The organism is Chryseobacterium sp. ON_d1 (assembly GCF_006829085.1).
In the GTDB taxonomy this organism is placed as follows: Bacteria; Bacteroidota; Bacteroidia; order Flavobacteriales; family Weeksellaceae; genus Chryseobacterium.
In genome coordinates, this window is record NZ_BJTC01000003.1 from 253,166 (window position 1) to 273,899 (window position 20,734).

The 20,734-nt window shown below is 38.3% G+C and carries 28 protein-coding genes; 9 read left to right on the forward strand and 19 right to left on the reverse strand.

Features of this window, described 5'->3' with window-relative positions; genetic code table 11:
- The 6 genes from CRS_RS06690 to CRS_RS06715 form a co-directional block, all read right to left on the reverse strand.
- Positions 1-639, reverse strand: coding sequence for a VWA domain-containing protein (locus tag CRS_RS06690; protein ID WP_142723293.1), 639 nt, complete (start codon positions 637-639; stop codon positions 1-3).
- A gap of 28 nt (positions 640-667) precedes the next feature.
- Positions 668-1,327 (reverse strand): stress protein, encoded by a 660-nt coding sequence (locus CRS_RS06695; protein ID WP_142723294.1) that lies wholly within the window; start codon positions 1,325-1,327, stop codon positions 668-670.
- Positions 1,328-1,332: 5 nt separating this feature from the next.
- The gene (locus tag CRS_RS06700; RefSeq protein ID WP_142723295.1) at positions 1,333-1,908 is read right to left on the reverse strand and encodes a TerD family protein; all 576 of its coding nucleotides are present in this window, start codon (positions 1,906-1,908) and stop codon (positions 1,333-1,335) included.
- 511 nt (positions 1,909-2,419) lie between these two features.
- Positions 2,420-3,142 (reverse strand): siderophore-interacting protein, encoded by a 723-nt coding sequence (locus tag CRS_RS06705; RefSeq protein WP_142723296.1) that lies wholly within the window; start codon positions 3,140-3,142, stop codon positions 2,420-2,422.
- Positions 3,143-3,230: 88 nt separating this feature from the next.
- Positions 3,231-4,097: an AraC family transcriptional regulator gene (locus CRS_RS06710; RefSeq protein ID WP_142723297.1), complete on the reverse strand. Its 867-nt coding sequence runs from the start codon at positions 4,095-4,097 to the stop codon at positions 3,231-3,233.
- A gap of 174 nt (positions 4,098-4,271) precedes the next feature.
- Positions 4,272-4,907, reverse strand: a complete 636-nt coding sequence (locus CRS_RS06715; RefSeq protein ID WP_142723298.1) for a LysE family translocator — start codon at positions 4,905-4,907, stop codon at positions 4,272-4,274.
- A 205-nt stretch (positions 4,908-5,112) separates the two neighbouring features.
- Between CRS_RS06715 and CRS_RS06720 the strand changes: the two genes are divergently transcribed.
- The 4 genes from CRS_RS06720 to CRS_RS06735 are packed head-to-tail and all read left to right on the forward strand — an operon-like array spanning position 5,113 to position 7,858.
- Positions 5,113-5,820 (forward strand): hypothetical protein, encoded by a 708-nt coding sequence (locus CRS_RS06720; protein ID WP_142723299.1) that lies wholly within the window; start codon positions 5,113-5,115, stop codon positions 5,818-5,820.
- On the forward strand, positions 5,807-6,451 hold the full coding sequence (locus tag CRS_RS06725) for a hypothetical protein (protein ID WP_142723300.1): 645 nt from the start codon (positions 5,807-5,809) through the stop codon (positions 6,449-6,451). The genes CRS_RS06720 and CRS_RS06725 overlap by 14 nt, the downstream gene beginning before the upstream one ends.
- Positions 6,421-7,170: a sensor histidine kinase gene (locus CRS_RS06730; RefSeq protein WP_142723301.1), complete on the forward strand. Its 750-nt coding sequence runs from the start codon at positions 6,421-6,423 to the stop codon at positions 7,168-7,170. The genes CRS_RS06725 and CRS_RS06730 overlap by 31 nt, the downstream gene beginning before the upstream one ends.
- A gap of 7 nt (positions 7,171-7,177) precedes the next feature.
- Entirely contained in the window at positions 7,178-7,858 is a 681-nt protein-coding gene (locus tag CRS_RS06735; protein WP_142723302.1) for a response regulator transcription factor, read from the forward strand.
- 66 nt (positions 7,859-7,924) lie between these two features.
- On the opposite strand, the gene CRS_RS06740 is transcribed toward CRS_RS06735, so the two are convergent.
- From CRS_RS06740 to CRS_RS06790, 11 genes are all read right to left on the reverse strand, one after another.
- Positions 7,925-8,188 (reverse strand): RebB family R body protein, encoded by a 264-nt coding sequence (locus CRS_RS06740; protein ID WP_142723303.1) that lies wholly within the window; start codon positions 8,186-8,188, stop codon positions 7,925-7,927.
- A gap of 84 nt (positions 8,189-8,272) precedes the next feature.
- Positions 8,273-8,530 carry a RebB family R body protein gene (locus tag CRS_RS06745; RefSeq protein ID WP_142723304.1) on the reverse strand — a complete coding sequence of 86 codons (258 nt, stop codon included), beginning with the start codon at positions 8,528-8,530 and terminating at the stop codon, positions 8,273-8,275.
- An 84-nt stretch (positions 8,531-8,614) separates the two neighbouring features.
- Positions 8,615-8,872 (reverse strand): RebB family R body protein, encoded by a 258-nt coding sequence (locus tag CRS_RS06750; protein WP_228451196.1) that lies wholly within the window; start codon positions 8,870-8,872, stop codon positions 8,615-8,617.
- A gap of 82 nt (positions 8,873-8,954) precedes the next feature.
- Positions 8,955-9,212 (reverse strand): RebB family R body protein, encoded by a 258-nt coding sequence (locus tag CRS_RS06755; protein ID WP_228451197.1) that lies wholly within the window; start codon positions 9,210-9,212, stop codon positions 8,955-8,957.
- A 77-nt stretch (positions 9,213-9,289) separates the two neighbouring features.
- Entirely contained in the window at positions 9,290-9,547 is a 258-nt protein-coding gene (locus CRS_RS06760; protein ID WP_142723307.1) for a RebB family R body protein, read from the reverse strand.
- A gap of 461 nt (positions 9,548-10,008) precedes the next feature.
- On the reverse strand, positions 10,009-10,236 hold the full coding sequence (locus CRS_RS06765) for a hypothetical protein (protein ID WP_142723308.1): 228 nt from the start codon (positions 10,234-10,236) through the stop codon (positions 10,009-10,011).
- A gap of 19 nt (positions 10,237-10,255) precedes the next feature.
- Positions 10,256-10,633 carry a hypothetical protein gene (locus CRS_RS06770; protein WP_142723309.1) on the reverse strand — a complete coding sequence of 126 codons (378 nt, stop codon included), beginning with the start codon at positions 10,631-10,633 and terminating at the stop codon, positions 10,256-10,258.
- Between the two features lie 27 nt (positions 10,634-10,660).
- A complete protein-coding gene (locus CRS_RS06775; RefSeq protein WP_142723310.1) occupies positions 10,661-11,476 on the reverse strand; it encodes a hypothetical protein in 816 nt (271 codons plus the stop codon).
- Positions 11,473-11,661, reverse strand: coding sequence for a hypothetical protein (locus CRS_RS06780; protein WP_142723311.1), 189 nt, complete (start codon positions 11,659-11,661; stop codon positions 11,473-11,475). Before CRS_RS06780 ends, CRS_RS06775 begins: the two co-directional genes overlap by 4 nt.
- A 38-nt stretch (positions 11,662-11,699) precedes the next feature.
- Entirely contained in the window at positions 11,700-12,215 is a 516-nt protein-coding gene (locus CRS_RS06785; RefSeq protein ID WP_142723312.1) for a hypothetical protein, read from the reverse strand.
- 17 nt (positions 12,216-12,232) lie between these two features.
- Positions 12,233-12,448 carry a RebB family R body protein gene (locus CRS_RS06790; RefSeq protein ID WP_047400697.1) on the reverse strand — a complete coding sequence of 72 codons (216 nt, stop codon included), beginning with the start codon at positions 12,446-12,448 and terminating at the stop codon, positions 12,233-12,235.
- Positions 12,449-12,820: 372 nt separating this feature from the next.
- On the opposite strand from CRS_RS06790, the gene CRS_RS06795 reads away from it, so the two are divergent.
- Positions 12,821-14,266, forward strand: coding sequence for a hypothetical protein (locus CRS_RS06795; RefSeq protein WP_142723313.1), 1,446 nt, complete (start codon positions 12,821-12,823; stop codon positions 14,264-14,266).
- A gap of 259 nt (positions 14,267-14,525) precedes the next feature.
- The gene (locus tag CRS_RS06800; RefSeq protein ID WP_228451198.1) at positions 14,526-16,265 is read left to right on the forward strand and encodes an amidohydrolase; all 1,740 of its coding nucleotides are present in this window, start codon (positions 14,526-14,528) and stop codon (positions 16,263-16,265) included.
- Between the two features lie 62 nt (positions 16,266-16,327).
- Here CRS_RS06800 and CRS_RS06805 read toward each other — a convergent pair whose 3' ends face one another.
- Positions 16,328-17,221, reverse strand: coding sequence for a CPBP family intramembrane glutamic endopeptidase (locus CRS_RS06805; RefSeq protein ID WP_142723314.1), 894 nt, complete (start codon positions 17,219-17,221; stop codon positions 16,328-16,330).
- A gap of 188 nt (positions 17,222-17,409) precedes the next feature.
- Here CRS_RS06805 and CRS_RS06810 point away from each other — a divergent pair, with 188 nt between their 5' ends.
- From CRS_RS06810 to CRS_RS06820, 3 genes are all read left to right on the forward strand, one after another.
- Entirely contained in the window at positions 17,410-17,988 is a 579-nt protein-coding gene (locus CRS_RS06810; RefSeq protein WP_142723315.1) for a helix-turn-helix domain-containing protein, read from the forward strand.
- An 87-nt stretch (positions 17,989-18,075) separates the two neighbouring features.
- The gene (locus tag CRS_RS06815) at positions 18,076-19,557 is read left to right on the forward strand and encodes a serine hydrolase (RefSeq protein ID WP_142723316.1); all 1,482 of its coding nucleotides are present in this window, start codon (positions 18,076-18,078) and stop codon (positions 19,555-19,557) included.
- 119 nt (positions 19,558-19,676) lie between these two features.
- Positions 19,677-20,081, forward strand: coding sequence for a DUF3592 domain-containing protein (locus tag CRS_RS06820; RefSeq protein ID WP_228451199.1), 405 nt, complete (start codon positions 19,677-19,679; stop codon positions 20,079-20,081).
- 9 nt (positions 20,082-20,090) lie between these two features.
- Here the strand turns inward: CRS_RS06820 and CRS_RS06825 are convergent, their stop codons facing one another.
- Positions 20,091-20,636, reverse strand: coding sequence for a hypothetical protein (locus tag CRS_RS06825; RefSeq protein WP_041461650.1), 546 nt, complete (start codon positions 20,634-20,636; stop codon positions 20,091-20,093).
- Positions 20,637-20,734 lie beyond the last annotated feature (98 nt).

Genomic DNA, 20,734 nt, shown 5'->3' on the forward strand with positions numbered 1-20,734 from the left:
CTAAGCCACAATTACCAGTTCAGATGGGGGTGGAGGAAGCTGATCTATTCCTGCCAGTTCTACTCCTGTTGTTTCCACTTTGGTTGAAGTGGTTGAAATAGACGCTGTTACCCACTGAAAGAATTTTGAAATACTTTCAGAATCTGCATTATCTAATCTTACTGTAGCTTCGGTAATCTGTTTCAACACAGCATCATCTGCTCCCTGTCCGGCAGCACATCCTACAATCAGCCCTTTATTGACGGATTTCAGTTTCTGATATCCGGTTTGCCAGTTATCAGTAGGTACACCATCTGTCATGATAAAAGTTAAAGGTTTCCAGTCTCCTTTTTGTTCCGTTGTCGTCTTAATGATTTCTGACTGCATTTTATCTGCTAACAGGCTCAGGGCGGCCCCTAATGAAGTTGTACCGGAAGCTTTTAAGTCAAGCATTTGAAAAGAAGCAAGGTCAGTTAAAGGGATAATTTGGTTGGCCTGGCTGTCAAAAGTAATGATACTTACATAAGCGGTTTCTATAGCCTGAGGATTCTGACGGAGCGAATGAAGCATCATCTGAACTCCATTTTTAACGGCTTCAATGGGCTCACCGGTCATTGAGCCCGAGGTATCCAGAAGTAAATATACGGGAAGTCTTCTCATGGTAGTTTTTTTTATTGTTTTTTGATTATTATTTAGATCCCGGAGCCCATTTCATTCCCCAGCGGTACGTTTTATCACAGTCTGCGTGAGAATTATGAAAAGTTACCAGTTTTTTTACCTGCATAGAATGAGGAGAAAAAAGGATTTCAGCAATAGCACAAAACTTTCTTGAGTCATTTTGCTTACCCATTTCAACCTCTATATCGGGATTCCCTGAAACTTTTATATTGATGATCCCATTCGTTTCATTCCATCTGGCAACACCGTCATAAATAAAACAGTAGATCACAATTCTTTTAAGACTGTTGATGCCAACGGGGTTTACAAGTATGTTTTCACCTGATCCTGAATTGGCACCACGGTCATCTCCGGTATGCCAGATAAAAGGGGCATCGCTGTATCTTCCCTGCCTGGTAAGTTTGTCTCTTGAACCTCCTTTGCCATTGGCAAACTGTAATCCATCGATACAGTCTTTCTGTCCATTGTTCAGTTCATAAAAACATCCCAGATCCAGATCAATGCTGCTGTTCCCTCCTAATAGACTTGAGAAAAAGCCTTTTTTTTGTTGAGGTTGGGACCAGTTGAGATTAATGATAATTTCCTTTTTAGAAATTTCAGGTTTGGTAAGGTCAATAGAATGGATGTCTCCCTTTTTTTCAATGGTGATTTTTTGTAGATTAATAGACATGGTTTTTATTTTATAATGTTTCCTTTATAGTACTTTGATAGAAAAAAGGCAAGATCTTCTCTGTATCCGATGCCGGAAGCTTCAAATTTCCACTGCTCATTCTTTTTGTAAAGACGTCCGAATTCGACAGCCGTCTCAATAGAAAAGTCTTCACCCAGCTCGTATTTGGCTATTTCCTGTCCGGTAGAATTGTCGACAATTCTGATGTATGAGTTGCGTACCTGTCCGTAGTTCTGTTTTCTTATATCAGCTTCATGAATCGTTACAACAAATAATATCTCAGTAATACGAGGATCAATTTTTGATAGATCAACCATGATAGATTCATCATCATCCCCATCACTTGATTTTCCATCAGGATCATCACCTGTATGCACCAATGCTCCGTCCGGGGATTCTGTGTTTCCATAAAAAATGAAAAAAGGGTCAGAAGGGATAAGCCTCTCTTCATTGATCATAAAAGCGGATGCGTCCAGATCAAATTCATAACCGGTTCCTTCATTAGGATCCCAGCCCAGGCCAATGGTCATATTATTTAATCCGATATTAATTTTCTGACCTTTTTGTAAATTAATTGCCATACAATCTGTTTAAGTTTTATATATTCAAAAGTTTGTCTTTATTGAAAATGTTTTAACTTTCTGATGTGGTAAAAGTAAATACATCATATTGACAATCATTACGGAAAACCGTAAAGGCATACTGAATTGGAAATTCAGTTAATTAATGGGGAATCTTCTGACCGCTTTAAATAAAAAAAACATAACAGTATACACTATTATGTTTTTATTTTTAAAATGTTTAAACTTTACCTAACCACAAAAGTCACAAAAGGTTTCATATTAAAACACTTGAATTCACTTAAGTAAGTTTGAAATGATTCCGCAGAAAAGTTTACATAATATAAAAATCAAAGATTTTCACAAAACTTAGGGGGACTTATTACGCATAAGACCTGGTTCTGAAAAGCTTAAGTGTTTAAAACTTTTATGTCTAAAATCTGAAATAATGATTATAAAAATTTAAACAGACTCTTTGATAAAATAGTAAAGGGTCAGTTCCATCGCATCTGTAAGATTGTTTTAGATATTACTATAATCCCTTTTTTCCCTCAATCCAATACGCCTGTGATTTTATGCATTTCGGAGATACACCTCTGGCTTTAAGGAATTTTCTGATCAGCGACATTCGTCCTCCGTTTCCGGTGAGATAAAAAACAACATCATCATCACTGATGGTTTCCTTTTCTTCTCTCAGAAAATCGTTGAGTGCTTCAATCATTCTCATGGTATTGTTTTTAGGAATGTGATAACCGTATAGATTGAGATTTTCAAGCGCTGAGGCTTCTTCCAGTTCATGCAGGCATATAAACTGTAATCCATTTTCTTCAACAGCTTCTTTAATGGAAAGGGAGCTTCCGAGTGAAGTTTCATCTCCTACAGAAAAATGAATTTTTGCATGGGGTTCAAAAAATCGTTTTCCTCTTGGTATTAAAATTCTTACAGAATCTCCGGTAGATAAGCGGCTGATAAACTGGCTCCCTACAGCTTTGTCATCATGTACATGAAATATCACTTCAAAAGTTCCTGTTTCACTGTTAAAATTAAATGGTGAATAATTACGGAAATCTCTATCACTGACCCTGATCCCTATCGCATAGGCAGGTTCAAACTGAACATCCTGTAAATCACCTTCAAAATATATCCGGCGAAGATCAGAAGTGATGGATTCTATATCGGTTACAGTACAATCTTTAAATTTTGAGGACCAGACATTTTCTACAGTATCATTGATCCATTTCGGTAGGCTTGGCATAAGTCATTTTTTATTGCAAAGGACGTTGCAAAATCAGAAAATACCGATAGCTGTTTCGGGGGATTAATTGGACTATTCGTGGGTGATCTTATTGGTGTTGATTCCGGAACTCTGAAGGTGACTGGTTTTCCAATTTGGAAAATAAGCGGCTGAAGTAGGTGTGGTCACTGTATCCCAGCTCATAAGCCACTTCTTTTACACTCAGATTGGTAAAAACCAGTAATCTTTTGGCTTCAATTAAAATCTCCTGATGGATCCAGTGCTGTGCAGGCTTTCCTGTTACTTCACGAACAGTCTCTGTTAAATATCCTCTTGTAATATTTAAAAGTTCCGCATACTCAGATGGACTTTTCAAGGTTTTGAATTGCTGTCGAATCAGAATTCGGAATGCTCGTGACAGCTGTAAAGCACGGCTTTCGTTAGAACCATGAGAAATATTATTTTGAGAATAGAGCATGGTAAACATTCCCAGAAAAGCATTAAGTAAAGACTGTGCAACCAGAAAACCTTCTTTAGAGGAAAGTATTTCGTGAGTATATGAAGAATGAAGAATATCTGCTGTTGTGCTGATTCTTTCGATAAGGTTTTTATCAATGAAAAGAGGCTGTATTTCAACCAGGGATTCATCAAAAAAAGAACGGACGGTATCAGGAACAAGTTCAGCTTTAACAGCAACAAACCATCCGGAAATATTATTCATTAAAAGTCCCTGATGTACCTGGCCGGGCAGTACACAGAAAAGAACGGAACCTTTTGCTTCAACTGTTTTAAAGTCTACCATCATTTTTACATGTCCGCTTTCCATACAGGTAAAAATATAATGGCTGTCCCGATGTATTCCTTTATCCATAAGAATATTATCCTCTGGTATCTGGGTATTCTGATCCATTCTTTTGACGTGGAATTGGTGATGGGAAATCCCATTTAAATCATAGGTGGGAATTGTCTGTTTCATTACCGGAGCTGTTGTGATAAGGATAATACGCAACCACAAAATTACGTATTTTCACGGTTTCATATCCCGGATATTAATCTCAAATTCGCAGTGCATCATGATGATGCTGTCTTCAAGTCAGATTTTATATGATATACACAGGAATTCGGGACAGAAAGAAAGCTGTTCCGGATTTTATCTGGCCTTTGAAAATGCCATTTTTACAGCCAAAAAAGTCAATACACTGGCCATAAACCATTTCTGAACTTTAATCCATACCGGATTATGAGAGAAAAACAAGGCAACTCTTGCAGCGGTTAATACAATGATAAAGTTGACGCTGAAGCTGATGAGAACCTGAATTACCCCAAGTTCAAGACTCTGGGTGAATACAGAACCATAGGCAGGCTTGATGAACTGAGGGAAGAATGACAGGTAAAAGACAGCAACTTTTGGATTCAATACATTCGTTAGAAAACCAATGGTAAATAACTTTTTAGGACTGTCATGTACTCCGTTTTTATCAACCTCAAAAATATTCCTGCTCTTGGGTTTTACAGCCTGATAAGCCAGGTATAAAAGATATACAGTTCCCAGTGTTTTAAGAACGGTATAAGCCAATGGGACGGCAAGTAAAACAGCAGTAAGACCAAAAGAAACCATAATAATATGGAATAAAAAACCACACACGACTCCGCCCAATGAGATAAATCCGGACTTTTTCCCCTGCGTTATGGATTTTGAGATCAGATAAATCATATTAGGACCGGGACTGATGACTAAAATGAGTGCCGCCAGAATGAAAAATATAAGTTCGTGAAGTGGAATCATAAAGAGTATTTATTTAATTAAAGTTGTTCCCGGCGCAAAGATACAAGGTGTTTGTGATTTAATTTTATGAAAACTGACGAAACATTGATTTTTATTCAATTGTATTTTATTTTCCACTTCGATGTGATTTAAAAATGAATATCAGTCTGTTTTTTTTGTAAATTTCAACACATAAAATAATTATCATTCACAAATATATATTATCATGACTACTGAAAACATCTTTGCAGCCATCAGGAAATGGAAAAATCTTATTGATTCTTACCAAAATGGAATTGATGCGAATGGGGCAGAAATTTTGAATTATTTGAATCAGGGAACTCACTTCAGCGTTTCAGGTGAAGAAATTGAGCAATGGAAAATAAATCTTGCATCAGAAGAGCTGAAAACGATTCATGCCTACGTAGGTATTCATGAAAACCGGCTGAAATTTTTTCTGATTGATTCCAGGAGTGATAAAGATGCCAATTTCAATACCATTCTTACCAAGGAATTTTCCCGTGAGTTTACAGAAGAAAAGATGGAAAGTAATGATCTTGAGGTAACACCTCCCCCCATTACCGCAGAATCAGCCATTAACCGCAGCTTCAGGTGGAATATGTTTGGGACTGCATGGATGCAGGCCCAGAAAACCGCAGATCTTTTTCAGCTGATTTCCATTCCGTTTTCAGATTATGCAAAAATGGGTATTGAAGGAGGACAGACCTGCACCAGTTTCTTTGGACTTACTGATGATCTGGTAAAAAAAGGGTCAGATTTTTCTTATCATATTGAGATTATCACGGTGAAAAGCTTGGCAGTCAATCATATGAGTGAGACCGCAGAAAATTATTCTACTCCGAGACCTCCTTTTACCATTGATACTCTTAATGATTATCAACTTTTGAAGCAAAGCAACAGTGTTTTCGTATAACAGTTTATCCCTGTATCTGCAAATTGTTATTAATCTTGTCCTGTTTTCAGGGCTGATTGTTCTGGTGAAAGAAGGAGTAAAAACAAAACTTTCTTTAGTGGTGCTTCTTTCAGGAGAACTGATGCTGGAGCTGACGGATCTAACGGACCGGCTGATGAAATTAAATACGCTTAATACCTGCAATTATGCATTGAGTCAATTTTTTGGGTTGATTGTTCTTACCGTGATTTACAGCCGTTATTATATCCGGATTTCCCGTGGGGTACAATGGATGATCTATTGTTATGCAGTATTGACCTTGTTTACGAATATATTTTCAGCACAAAATGAAGGACTGGTTACTTTTTACTCCAATATTATCACAAGTATTATTATTTGCAGCTATGCAGCGTCTTATTTTTTGAAGATCATCAGGGAAGGCAGAGCAGAAAAGAATATGTTCATTGTGAACATCATTGTTTTTCTCTTTTTTTCTGTTGAATGCCTGATTTCTACTGCATTTAATTTTCTAATCAGCAACCATTTGAACTGGGTCGCCCCTATCTGGCTTTTCAGGGGTTTTTTACTGTTGTTTTTATATCTTGCTTTTATTAATCTGGGATGTGGCGTTGGGAAGATCAGGACCAGATAGTTGTTTGGATATGGATTGGTATAGGGCTGTTTCTCTTAACAACAGTATTAATTACAGCATTGGTGATTAATTATTTAAAAAGTATAAAAAAGAATAAACAGAAAGTCTCTCAGCTGATCCGGAATACCCAAAAAGAATATCGGGAGAACATAATGCATTTACAGGACCGGGACAGGGAACGTCTGGCAGAAGAACTTCATGATAATATTATCTCGCAGCTGAATCTCATTCGTTTGAATCTTCATGATAAAAATACTGAACAGCTTAACTGGGATTTAAAAAGATCTATGCAGCTGATACGGGAATTTTCCCACAATCTTACCCCACCTGATCTTGATGAGATTGAACTTGAAGATCTGATTGCAGATTATTTGGATCAGATCAGCAAAAATATAGAGGTTATTTTCCGGCATATCACCATAAAAATACCAATCAGCAATCCTGTAAAACTGAATCTTTTCAGAATTGTTCAGGAACTGATCACCAATATATTAAAACATGCTTCGGCGACCAGGGTTGATGTATATCTTAGAATATCAGTTTGTTATATGGTTCTGATCATAGAAGATAACGGGTGCGGATTTATTATAGAATCTCAATCGGGAGGTATCGGACTGAGAAATATCCAGTCCAGGGCACAGAAAATTAAAGCCATTTATAAAATTAAAACACAGCCTGAAAAAGGAACAAAATTTATAGCCTGTATGGCAATACAATAATATAAACATGGAATATTCAACAATTAAAATCGGCATTGTAGATGATGACCTGCTGTTTGTGCAGCTTTTGAAAAACTATATTGAAAATAATGGCAGTTATCAGGTGGTTCTGACCTCAACGGGAGGCCATCAGTTTCTTAAAGAACGGGGCTCTGTTTCTTTAGATATCCTGATTCTTGATCTGAGGATGGCCAACGGAGATGGCCTTGAGGTTCTGGGTGAATTGGTCCAAAGCGAAACTGAAACAAAAATTATCGTTCTTTCAAGCTTTTATCGGCGTTCGTTTATGGGGCAGATGCTGAAAATGGGAGCTCACGCTTTCTTACCCAAAGAAATTGAACTTGAGGAATTGTTGGCTGTCATGAACACGGTATATCAAACAGGTCATTATTTTTCCAATGATCAGATCAATGTGATGAGAACCCAGCTTTCGAATAAGCTGCCGGAGTTTCATGCCTTCTCAAAAAATGAACTGACAGACAGAGAAATAGAGGTATTACGGTTGGTTTGCCAGCAGTTCAATACTAAAGAAATTGCAGATTCGCTGTTTATTTCTCCCAAAACGGTAGAAACACATAAGACCAATCTGATGATCAAAACCGGAGTGAAAAATATGGCGGGGCTTGTTATCTATGCAGTACAGAATAAAGTGATAGATGCTGATGAAATTGTATTGTTTGATAAATAACTGTATCACCAAAAAAATATCCGGAAGCTCATACATGGGCTTCCGGATAGGAAATCTAAAAAAACACTATAATTTAGGATGTAATATTTTAGCAATAGAAACTGCATCTGCAACAGTATCCATGCTGTAGATCTGGATCACACCTTGCGTAGTGGCTGCCTGGCCTAAAATGTTCTGCTGATTTTGTGCATTCACTGCATTTTCAAACATAATTCCTGTAGAATGGGCAGCGGATTGGTAGACATTAGCTAAGGCCATTGCGGGAGATTCTCCCACTACTTTTACATTCGATTGCGTTACCGCGTCTGTGATTTGTTCGTTGACTGGCATAATGATTATTGTTTATTGGGGTTAGAAAACAACCGGAATTTCCGGTTGTCGGATAATGGAATTTAAATGATTCGTAAAAATGAATTATGGATTAAGGATTTTAGCAATTGAAACTGCATCGGCTACAGTGTCAAGGCTATAGATTTGTGCAATTCCCTGCGTAGTTGCAGCCTGGGTTACAATATTTTGCTGATTCTGTGTATTCACTGCATTTTCAAACAGGATTCCTGTAGAATGGGCAGCTGACTGATACACGTTGCTTAAAGCCATTGCAGGAGATTCTGCTACTACTTTTACATTCGATTGCGTTACTGCGTCTGTGATTTGTTCGTTGACTGGCATAATGATTATTGTTTATTTTGATTTAGAGAACAACCGGAGTTTCCGGTTGTTCGGATAATAGGATGTAAGCTGTTCGTAAAGGGTTTACGGATTAAGGATCTTAGCAATAGATACGGCATCGGCTATTGTATCCAGACTGTAGATTTGAGTTACTCCTTGCGTTGTGGCAGCCTGAGTAACAATGTTTTGCTGATTTTGAGTGTTGATAGCATTTTCAAACATAATTCCTGTAGAATGTGCTGCTGATTGATATACATTGCTTAAAGCCATTGCAGGAGATTCTGCCACTACTTTTACGTTGGATTGTGTTACTGCGTCTGTGATTTTTTCGTTTACTGGCATAATGATTATTGTTTATTTTGGTTAAAAGCACCGGGTTTTCCGGCTCTATAAAATGGTTTTATTCTGCGGACTGCAAAATCAATTAAGGTTTAAGGGTTTTAGCAATTGAGATAGCATCGGCGATGGTATCTTTGCTGTAAATTTGAGTAACCCCCTGTGTCGTAGCTGCCTGGGTCACAATATTATGTTGGTTTTGCGCGTTTATTGCATTTTCAAACATAATTCCTGTAGAATGGGCAGCAGATTGATACACATTACTTAACGCCATTGCAGGAGATTCTGCTACTACTTTTACATTAGACTGCGTTACCGCGTCTGTGATTTGTTCATTAACTGGCATAATGATTATGGTTTATTGGGTTAAAAACAACCGGACTTTCCGGTTGAGGTATTTACTTTTATCAAAAAGTTTAAAAATTAAGGCTTAAGAATCTTCGCAATAGAAACCGCATCTGATACGGTGTCCAGGCTATAGATCTGCAGGATTCCCTGAGTGGTGGCTGCCTGACCTAAAATGTTCTGTTGATTTTGCGTATTTACCGCATTTTCAAACATGATTCCTGTTGAGTGTGCTGCAGATTGGTACACATTGGCCAGGGCCATTGCAGGAGATTCTGCGACTACTTTTACGTTGGATTGTGTTACTGCGTCTGTGATTTGTTCGTTGACTGGCATAATTGTAATTTTTTTTTTTGAGATCTGATCTCGGTTAATAATTATTGAGGTAAACTAGTTTGATATTTGGATTTTAAACTCACCACAGATCCTTCAGATAAAAAGATTTCAAAGTATTGGTATATACAGATTGGTGGATGATGATTGGATCTGAAAGGCGGCTCTGAATACAATCGTTGAAACTGTCTGTAAAATCTGTGCGAGTTTAAGCTTGTTTTTTATAAAAGGATGCGGTTTTTATTTTTACGATCTGTCTTAAAAATAAATTTCTGCTGCAGGTATACTGTCAATGGCGGATTCCTTTGGGCTAAAAATGGATTCTGAATAATTGCTTTTGTACATTGGCAGTATCTGAAACACGGTGCGAAATAAATGTTGACCTGATTGTATATATGCTGAGGGCACCGGATTTCATCTTTGCAGAGAATGTATACCGCATCCGTAGTTTTTAGAGAGTTCGATTAAAAACGGTCTTTTTTTAATGTCCCTAATTCCTTGATTTTTATATTTTTGGGACTCATTTTTTTTAAGCTCATGACATAGTTGCTGATGCCGGTCATGGCATTTCGCTGTTGGTTCAATGCTGAATTGATCTGCATAGATCCTGTAGAATGTGCACTTACCTGGGTTGAAATTGCCTGAGGTACAGCGGTAGACATTCCCATGATGATGGTGTCAATTTCGTTCATAATATTTTATTTATTGTTTTTAAGGACGGATATTGTTCAGTCTGGTATTCAGCTTATTCATCCGCTCCATAATTTTAAGTTCTTTCTCCTTTACCTTGGCCCTGGAGGCTTCCTGAAGTTTTTTCAGCTGCTCTTCATAATCCATTACAGGGGTATCAGGTGGTGGGGGTTCAGGGACTGGAGGAACCTGCTGTTGTTTGACGGCTTCTTCCAGTTTTTCCAGCAGCGGAGCCAGTGACTTCATGGTCTCTTTGACCGCTTTATCCTTGATATAAGCAATGATTTCATCTTCATGTCTCAGAACAAAAGGCATGATTTCATTTTCGATGACTTCAGGCTCTGCTACAGGCACCGGAGGTTTTGTAGCAGGAGCTTTTTTTCGGATTCTTCTGCGCATAAAGATTCTGATTAAAGATTAAAGATATTACAGCAGATAATTGATAAATGCAGCAGCAGCCCTCCAGTCGGGATTGATCTCTTTAACTACATTGTAGCCTGTAATCTCCAAAGCGATGCATGCTGAAATAGCACTGGCAGACAACATTTCTTTCAGCTGATTGAGGGGAAGGGTAAGGATATAGTCATCCGGAATCACGGGAGGAGTTCCATGGTTCGGAGGTATTTCATTCACAACAATACTCAGGATCTCCTGAAAGTAATGGGCAATCAGTTTGGAGGCCTGGAATTCCAGCTCTCTTTTTAATTCTACCAATTCATCCTGGGTCACCAGTTCTGCAATAGCTGCTACATCTACATCATGTACAGAATACTGAGCCTCACCCGTATTGGATGGTGTGATTGTAATATCAGTTTTGAGTATCCATTTTGATTTCTCAAGATTGATGGTGAGAAGCTTTGAATCAAGATCCGGAACGGCAATTTCACTTAAATTGGAAAAAGGTAAAATTCTCACATTGCAGTAAAATGCTTTCGGATCATCCAGTTTGATCATAATCACGGCTATTCCTGTAGATTTATCCTTGGGTTCTACTACAAAAGACTGAAAATGATTGTATCTTTTATTGCCTCTGTTGAGGCAGTTGACCAGCCTTATAGAGGGCTGTACATTCATATTGGAGGTCTGAAGATTAAATACAGAGCGGTCTGCATTACGATCGGCCTTTTTAGGATCCAGATAAAGAGTATCGTTGCTTCTGGTCAGGTAAAGTCGTTCATTTAAATCGGTTAAGCTTTCCAGATTTAAAATTTTGGCGGGTTTGGTTACTGAAGAATAGTTCATCTTTTATTTATTTTAATTTTTTCAAAGAGTTGGGTTATTATTGTTTTTTTCTTGGGATTGACTTCAATTTCCACTGAAGGAATTACTGCTTCTTTAATCTCTGGTTTTACGAGTGGCTGTGTCAGTTTTACTGACTTTAATACTAATTTTCCTCCATGATCAGCCGTGATAAAGCTTTTTCTCATACTGTCTTTTTCGGGTAAGTCCTTTTCCGGAGCCGGATCTACCCGTTTTTTTTTTCAGAGTCTTCATTCCCAGGAGAAACTTCCGTAAATAAGGGAGAAGAGGGAAGTACATCCGGAACCGGAAGTGCATTGACATTATAAATAGTATTGGAAATTTTTGCTTTTACTTCAGCATAGTCACTCACCATTTTGAATAAGTCTTTCATCATTTCATTTCCCTTTCCTGCATCCTGGCTCTGCAGATGCTCTGAGATCTGGTTTGAGGTTTCTTTACTGCCCGGTGCCGGCCCGAAAGTCGTTCCATAGGTCAGTAGATTATTGGCCAGTCGGCTTAATGCGATCAGGCCCACCTGTTCAAATCCTTTCAAAAAAGACTGTAAATCCTGAACCATCATTCCCGTGGACTGTTCTATCATTACTTTGGTCACTCCGGTCATTGGAGAAGCTTTAGGCGGAGCCAGTACCTCACTGTTCACAAATACTACAGCTTTCTCCGCCGGAGTGCCGGCATCTGCCGCCTGGGTTTGTTGGGTTTCACTGTTGTGTTCACTCATGATCGTAAGGTTTTATATTATCCTTTTAAAATTTTAATGGCATCAGCAACAATTGCAGGGTTAAGCTGGTTCAAGTTCTGCTGATTGGTTACCGAATTCTGGATGGAAATTCCGCTGGCGTGGGTAGCCATCTGGTAAAGCATACTCATGGCCTGTGCGGGAGATTCACCAAGCACGGTAACATTGGTCTGCGTTACTGCATCTGTAGTCTGGTTATTTACGGTGTCTGCCATATTCTGGGTTTAATGGGTTATTATTGTTTTAATGTTTGAAGATCTTTTCTCAAAGATTTTTTCTTTCAACTCATCCTCTTTATTTTTTCAGTTGAGCCATCATCTATGAAATTGCTGATCTCTTTTGTCTGATACAAATTTCATCAAACAAAATAAATCTTCATTAAGGGAAAAAACGGAATTTTAAAAAATAAGGGAATTCTCTTACACGTGAAATTTAAACTTAAAACCATTTGTTTATGCGTGAATACATCAATACATTTTCCAATTCATACGGGTAAACCCTTATTTTTTGAAAATGGGGTGATCCCCTCTGTGCTCTCAGGTTTTTTACCTTGAAATTTGTTGTATAACATATAAACCGTAAAAAATATGATAAGAAACAGACATGTTACAGAACAGAGAAATACAGTACCAGTACCTAATACAACTCGTATTATTAACCGGCATCAACCGATTCATGAACCCAGACCCGTAATTATCCGTGAACGAGAACCAGATCCTGATCTGCGAGTACTTATCCAACCCGGATACGCCACAGGTGATATGTTTGGAATCGCTGCTGCTTTAATTGATGATGAAGAACTTCATGTTGTTATTTCAAAAGGCAATGGTACTTTTATAGACCATACGGATAAAGCTGATTCTATACAAAAGTTTTATAAAGATTCAGGAATAGATGAAAAAAGAATACATGTTATAAACGTAAAAAAACTACGGGGAGCGGTTACCAAAGAAAAATTAAAACAGAGGGCGGCTAAGTTTCGGCGGGGAAGGCGTATTGGAGGAGTAAACTATGGAACCGACTATATTGCCAGAAAATATTCAGAAAACCTGAAGAATAAGTTAAAAGACAGATGGGATATTAATCATCGTGAAGATGATGCTATAAAAAGATGGCTGGAACAGCAGGGAATACCGACAAGTGGAGACCGATTACTTATTTTATGGTCACGATTCAGTGGAAAAGGGGGGGACATTCACATAGAGCACGATACAAGTTATACCGGTATTAAGCAGATTGTTTACAGAGTAGCGGAGATGTATGATACAATCATTATAACAGGAGATAAGGGGTATATAAAAGAGAGAGGATCTAAATTTGATGATATAGCCAGAGAGGTTAATACAGACGTTCAATCTTCCAGAGTTTTCAATATCACCGAATTTTGGGATGGGGAGCCGGAATTTTTATCATGGATGGGTACCACCCGGTTCGGTCAGTTTAAGCTGTATGATTATTTTGAAAGACATTTTAATGAAGTAAAACACTTAGGATTCAGAAGTGGAAATCTTGAAGTGATGGCGATGTTGGGGTATAAAGTCAGGTACCTGGAAGAAGTGGGAAGTGAAAGTGGTGCCAGAATGTTTGCCTGGAGGGCTGTAGAAGGCGGTAAAACTGAAAAGAAAGGTGATGCGACCGGATATGAGCGTTTACAACTTGCTGAGCCTCCAACGCGATCAGGGAAATATCTTCAGAAGAAAATAAGAGAAATAAATACGGAAGCAGCAGAAGAAAAGGCTAAGATAAATGATGAAAAAGAAAAAGAAGAAATAGAGAAAGAGGCAGGAAGGAGAAAAAGCAAATACACGGGAGCCTATTTTGCTCCACGTAAAAAAGATGGTACAATTCCTATTCCTATTTCTAAAGATGAAAAAAGCCGTTTTTCAGAAGGATTTAATGATGGTGACATGAATATTATTCTGGGATTTTTGCGACCTGAGCGTTGGATAGACAGACAAGTTACTTATAATCCTGTCATCCCACAAAAAAGGAAAGTTTACGAAAAACTGTTAGAGAGTTCCGGGAATATTTGATCAGAATATCTGTCAGTGAACATACCGATGGATCAAAATATATGTTTTCACTATTGATACCATGAGTACTAAGCCGAAATTTCTGGCACAACCGTTACCCATCCGATACAGATTAGGTTAAGTTTTTTTTATATGAATATTTATTGAAATTCGGGACAGGACAAAAAATACTGTCCCGAATCTTGTTTTTAACGCTTTAAATCACTATATTTAGAATTACAATAAGTGACTGTACTTACATTTTAAAAAACAATAAAATATGTTGAAAATCCCTCACTTAATCAGAAAATTATGGACATCATTTGCTGCTACAGCAGCCATTTATACTCTAACAGTAGGGTGTACGGCAAAAACAGATGTTGATCAGATCTTTGTTAATGGAGATATTCTGACCATGACAGGCCCTAAAGCTTCTTATGTAGAAGCTCTTGCCATAAAGGACGGAAAAATTGTATTTGCAGGAACCCAAAAGCAGGCAATGACTCTTAAAGGAGACAAAACAAAGTTGACAGACCTGTCCGGCCGTACACTGATGCCTGGATTTATAGATGCCCACGGTCATATTTCTCAATATGCTGTTGCATCACAGATGATTGACCTCCAGCCGGAACCTTATGGGAAAGTAATGTCTATTCCCGAACTGCTGAAGGTTCTCAAAGATTATATTGTCAACAATAAAATTCCACCCGGGACACTTATCATTGGAAACGGATATGACGATGCCATTATGAAAGAACACCGACACCCTACTGCACAGGAACTGGATCAGGTATCATCTGTCAATCCGATTTATATACTACATGCTTCAGGGCATATGGGAGTGGCCAATTCTTTACTGATGAAAAATATGAATATTACCTATGATACTCCCAATCCTACAGGCGGCATTATTGGTAAAGATCCTGCCACCAGACAGCTTACAGGAAAAATGCAGGAAAATGCGAATATCAATACCCTGCAATATGCGGTTACCCAACTTCCCAGACCTGCAGAAAGTGATCAGTATAAGTCTTTGCAGGCAGCAGAACAGGCATGGTTTGCCAATGGCCAGACTACAATCTGTGAAGGACGTTCAGCACCGGACAATATTGATCATATTATAGAAGCCGATAAAAAAGGATTACTCAAAGGAGATTATGTCATATTGCCGGACTATGATTTGAATGCCAATAAACTTGCCCATTGGAAGCAATTTTATAAAAAATACAATGGGCATGTAAAAATTGGAGGAATAAAAATGACATTTGACGGATCCCCACAAGGAAAATCAGCATGGCTTACAGAGCCGTATCTGATACCTCCGGATGGAGAAAAACAAGGTTTTAAAGGACAGCCTATTTATTCAAGAGAGGCGGCCTATAAAGGACTTAAAGCAATCTTCGCACAAGGAATGCAGGTTCATATTCACTGTAATGGTGATGCTGCCATCGATGAAGGTCTTGATCTGCTGGAGCGTCTGAAAAAAGAAAAAAAGCTTACCGAAGATATGCGATGCGTTCTTATCCACAGTCAGGTATGCCGTAAAGATCAGGTTCCGCGTTATAAGCAAATAGGAGTTATGCCAAGCTGGTTCCCTACTCATGTTTACCTTTGGGGAGACTGGCACCGTACCAATGTGCTGGGAGAAAAAAGGGCCGAAAGAATCAGCCCGCTGAAGGAAGGTCTGGATCAGGGGATCCGCTTTACGATTCACCATGATTCACCTGTAACACCGCCAGATCTGATGACAGCAGTATATGCTGCGGTTAACCGGAAAACACGTTCAGGGTATTTACTGGGACCCGAGCAGCGTATCAGTCCTTACGAAGCCCTTAAGGCAATTACAATCAATGCGGCATGGCAGTGGGGAGAAGAAAAAGAAAAAGGAACCCTTGAAAAAAATAAAAGAGCAGATCTTGTTATTTTGGATAAAAATCCGATTAAAGTAAATTCTGCTGATATCAAAGATATTGTTGTGATGGAAACGTATAAAGACGGGAAGCAGGTATATAAAAAATAATAACACTCAATTCATATCATATTTCAAAAACAGCCTTCTACACAGAAGGCTGTTTTTGTATCCTATGTGGAAAGAAGGTTATTTTCAGTGTTTGTGTCAGGGAGTTCATCTCTTTTTCTCCAAAAGAAGTAAGCAACAATGGCTGTAGCAATAGGCAAAGCAATCCCAAACTCATCAATATAATAATTGGTATTTCCGGTATCTGCAGTAAGCGGCGTAAAAATAGACTGTATAAATAGGTTGTGGCTGGCATGCAAAATAGCGCCTGTCCATAAACTCCCGGATTTTAACCGTAACCACGTAAAAATAAAACAGGATGCAAATATCATTATTGTAAAGCATAAAAGAGCAAGCCATTTGGGACCTCCTGAATTATAATTGGAAAAAAGCAAAAGAGGATAATGATAAATCGACCATATGAGACCCATCCAAAGAGAAGTAGCAGTATAAGAATTGATCTTAGCTAATTGAGGGGTCAGAAGGCCCCGCCAGCCAATCTCTTCACCCAGTGCAGATCCTATAGAGCGCACCATACCAAAGCTACTCATCAGAATAATATACAATATAATGGTCAGACCATCAGAAAGATTCCAGCCCATTCCTTTGCCAACTTCCGCCACAAATTCATGATTATAGAAACCTCCAGCACCACTCATCCAGATGATAAGGTAAGGGATAAATGTATAAAGAACAGGGATGCAGTACGCCATGATTTGGTACTTCGTAAGACCCCATTTCCAGCCCAGGGAAGAAACCGGAATGTTCCGGATACGGCAGGTAAGAAGGGCTGCTATAGCCGGGCACCACATGACAATGGTGGCATAAGAAATGATACCGCCACCAAGCTTTCCGGTACGGATACACATATAATAAACCGGGAGACAGAAAAGAAGGGTAAGAATCAGGTAAGTAGCAATATTTTTCCTGATTTCGGATTTGGATATTGTTTTTTTCATAAACTGATCTGGTGTTGGAGTTTATAATGGATTGAAAAATAGAATGTTATTCTCAATAAAAATACATTTATTTTTTGATAAGAATGATCATTTATTATCACTCCATACAAAGAAAATGTCTTGATGTTTTTAATAATAGAAAACTGTAAATTAGCCAAAACAAAATATTCTTTTTCGAATACTTAAAAATGTCTAAGCTAAAAGCCATAAGAGAACAAAAAAATCTGACTCAGGAGGAGCTGTCAGAACAGTCAAAGATTTCTGTAAGAACGATTCAGAGGATAGAATCCGGCACGGAACCTAAGGGACATACGCTGAGAATTCTGGCGCAGACTTTGGGAATAGAAGAGTCTGCATTACTGCAGGATAAGGCACCGTCAAAGGTCATAACAGAAACAGTTGAGATTGAAACAGGAGCAGAAGAACAGGAAGCATCAATCAATTATTCTTATATCAAGATCATTAATCTTTCATCACTCATCTTTACACTTTTACCTCCGCTGAACATTTTCGCTCCGCTGATCCTGATGTTTACCCTGAAGCAGAAAAACGCTCTGGCCAGACAGATCATTTCAGTACAGATGATCTGGACAGTGATCGCACCCATTATCTTCATGCTTGGAATCTTTTTAAAGTTCGGAAAACAGTTCACCCTGGTTCTTATGATCCTGATTGTACTTTCCAATGTATTTATTATCCTCCGCAATGCAGCCGAAATTGACCGTCGTAAAAAATTATATATTAAATTGAAATTCAATATGATATAAATTCTGTCAGGGTTTTGTCGGGTCTTTGTCAGGTTTATTTTTAATGAAAAATTGGTTAAAAATCTAACCTTTGTCAAAAAAATAACAATGACAAAGTCTTCACAGTTTATCCTCCCATTTCTTATGCTGTTCATCAGTGTATTGCATGCACAGGTAAAAAAAACAGATTCACTTTATAAAAAAATTATGTCTGAAGACAGCCTGCTCTTTTCTGCAGGGTACAACCGATGCAACATTGGGCAGATAGAAAGTGTCTTAGACGACAGGTTTGAATTTTATCACGATAAAGGTGGTTTTGCAGACAAAAAGAAATTTATCAGTGATTTTAAAACCGGATTGTGCAAATCTCCGGAAACTTATCAGGTAAAGAGAGTTCTGATTGATACAGAGATTTATCCCATGTATAAAGACGGAAAGCTCTATGCGGCCATTCAGAATGGAGATCACCTGTTTTATGAAAGAGTTGGGAATCAGGCTGAGAAATTGGTGGGGGAAGCAAAGTTTACCCATCTGTGGATATTGGAGAATGCTGAGTGGAAACTTAGGAATTCATTAAGTTTTAATCACCATCCGAAACAGACGACCGATAATGAAGCGATGTTTGATAACGACCAGTCGATGCAAAGCTGGCTGAAAGAAAATAATATTCCTGCTTTGGGATTAGGTATTATTGAAGGCGGAAAACTACAGCAGGTCAAAGTTTTTGGCGATGTTAAAAAAGGAATTTCAGCACCCCGCAATGCTTTTTTTAATGTAGCTTCTCTTACCAAACCTGTTACAGCAATGGTCGCCTTACGCCTTGTAAGTCTGGGAAAATGGAAGCTGGATGAACCTCTTGATACTTACTGGACAGATCCGGATATTGTAAATGATGCGAGACATCAAAAATTGACAACCAGAATTATTCTCACCCATCAGACTGGCTTTCCGAACTGGAGATGGATGAATGCAGACAAAAAGCTGAACTTTCAGTTTGATCCCGGCACAAAATACCAGTATTCAGGAGAAGGGTTTGAATACCTTCGCAAAGCGCTGGAAAAGAAATTTGGAAAATCATTGGATCAGCTGGCCACAGAGCTCATCTTTCAGCCTCTCAGAATGAATGATACCAACTATATCTGGGATAAGAATACTGATACATCAAGATTTATAATGGGGTATAATGAAAAAGGAGACGCCTATCCGATAGAGAAAATTACAAAGGCTAATGCTGCCGATGACCTGCATACTACAATAGAAGATTACGGAAATTTTATGGTGAGTATCATGAAAGGAAAAAATCTGAAGTCTGAAATTTTCCGGGAAATGACAACAAGACAGGTAAAGGTTAAAGAAAATAAATATTTCGGGTTAGGTTTTGAAATTTATGACCTGGGAAATAATGAGTATGCTTTATCCCATAGCGGGGCAGACCAGGGTACCCGGTGTATTGCTATTATACTGCCGGAAACGGGTAAGGGGATCGTTATTTTTACCAATGTTGATGACGGGTATAAGGTCTACGAAAAGCTGGTTCTTCATTATCTGGGAGAAGAAGGCAAAAAGATTGTAGATATAGAAACCAGGTAACTGCCTATACAATAAAAATCTTTTTGTATATTCGGATATCAATCTGGAAATAAGCTGGATAGCAATAAATCTGTTTTTCAGGAGATGAAATGGGTATGGGCAGTAATAAAAAGAAAACTATGTGGCAATATTATATCATTCTCGGTGCAGGAATAGCGCTGTTTATTTTTGCACTCTTAAGTTTAAGAAGTACTCTTGCATTCTTAAAAAAAGCAGAAAAGGCAACAGCTACTGTTACCTCACTGCGGATAGATGATTCGGATGGAGAAGTGTATATCCCCCTTTTTACTTTCAGGACCCGGAATAATACAGAATATAGCTATGAACTTCCGGAAGGTACGAATCCTTCAGCCTGGTCGGTAGGGGAGACTGAGACTGTTATCTATGATCCGGATGATCCTTCTTCTGTAAGCTTATATACCTATTTCAGAATCTTTGCCTGGCCTTTAATACTGCTCTCAATAGCACTGCCATTACTGGTAGTGGGTGGAGGATATTTTATTGCAGAAAGGTTTTTACAATAGTCTGAATTTCTATTTTACCTTTTCCAGAAGATACAACTTAGCACCGGAAAATCCTAATTTGGGCATCAGGTTACCTTCCAGAACCATTGTTTTACTGTTGACATCAATGACAGAAATATAGTTGTTGGAATTGTATTCTATATAATTTTCCTTTTCTTTTGTTGAAGGATTTTTTCCGAACTCCATAGAATATTTTACCCAATCTTCATCCTGGGTGCTGCAGTGTACCGGCTTGAATTTAGACTTTTTAGCCTTGAAAACGATCTGATCAAAACCTTCTGTACATTCTGAAGTAAATGAGCCGTCAGGGTTCTGGTCTTTAGAAAAATCTTCAAAAGAACCACGGTAAACACCCACTACTTTCCAGGTGCCGTCCAAGCGGTCTTCATCTATTTTTCCTTTCGCCTTACTCACTGCCCAGCTGATTCCGTTGACAGTTCCTTTGACAGCTTTATATCCTAAGTTTACAGCTCCGGATACTACTTTTGTAGCTGTTCTTACTACACATGAATTGAGAACCAGTACAGCCGAAGCCAGAAATAGTATTTTTTTCATTTTGTCAGATTTTTTTATCTCCTGCGAAGATAGCATTTAAAAAAAGACTGTCTGTAATTTTATATCAGGAAAAGAACAGAAGGGTTGATGATGGTGAA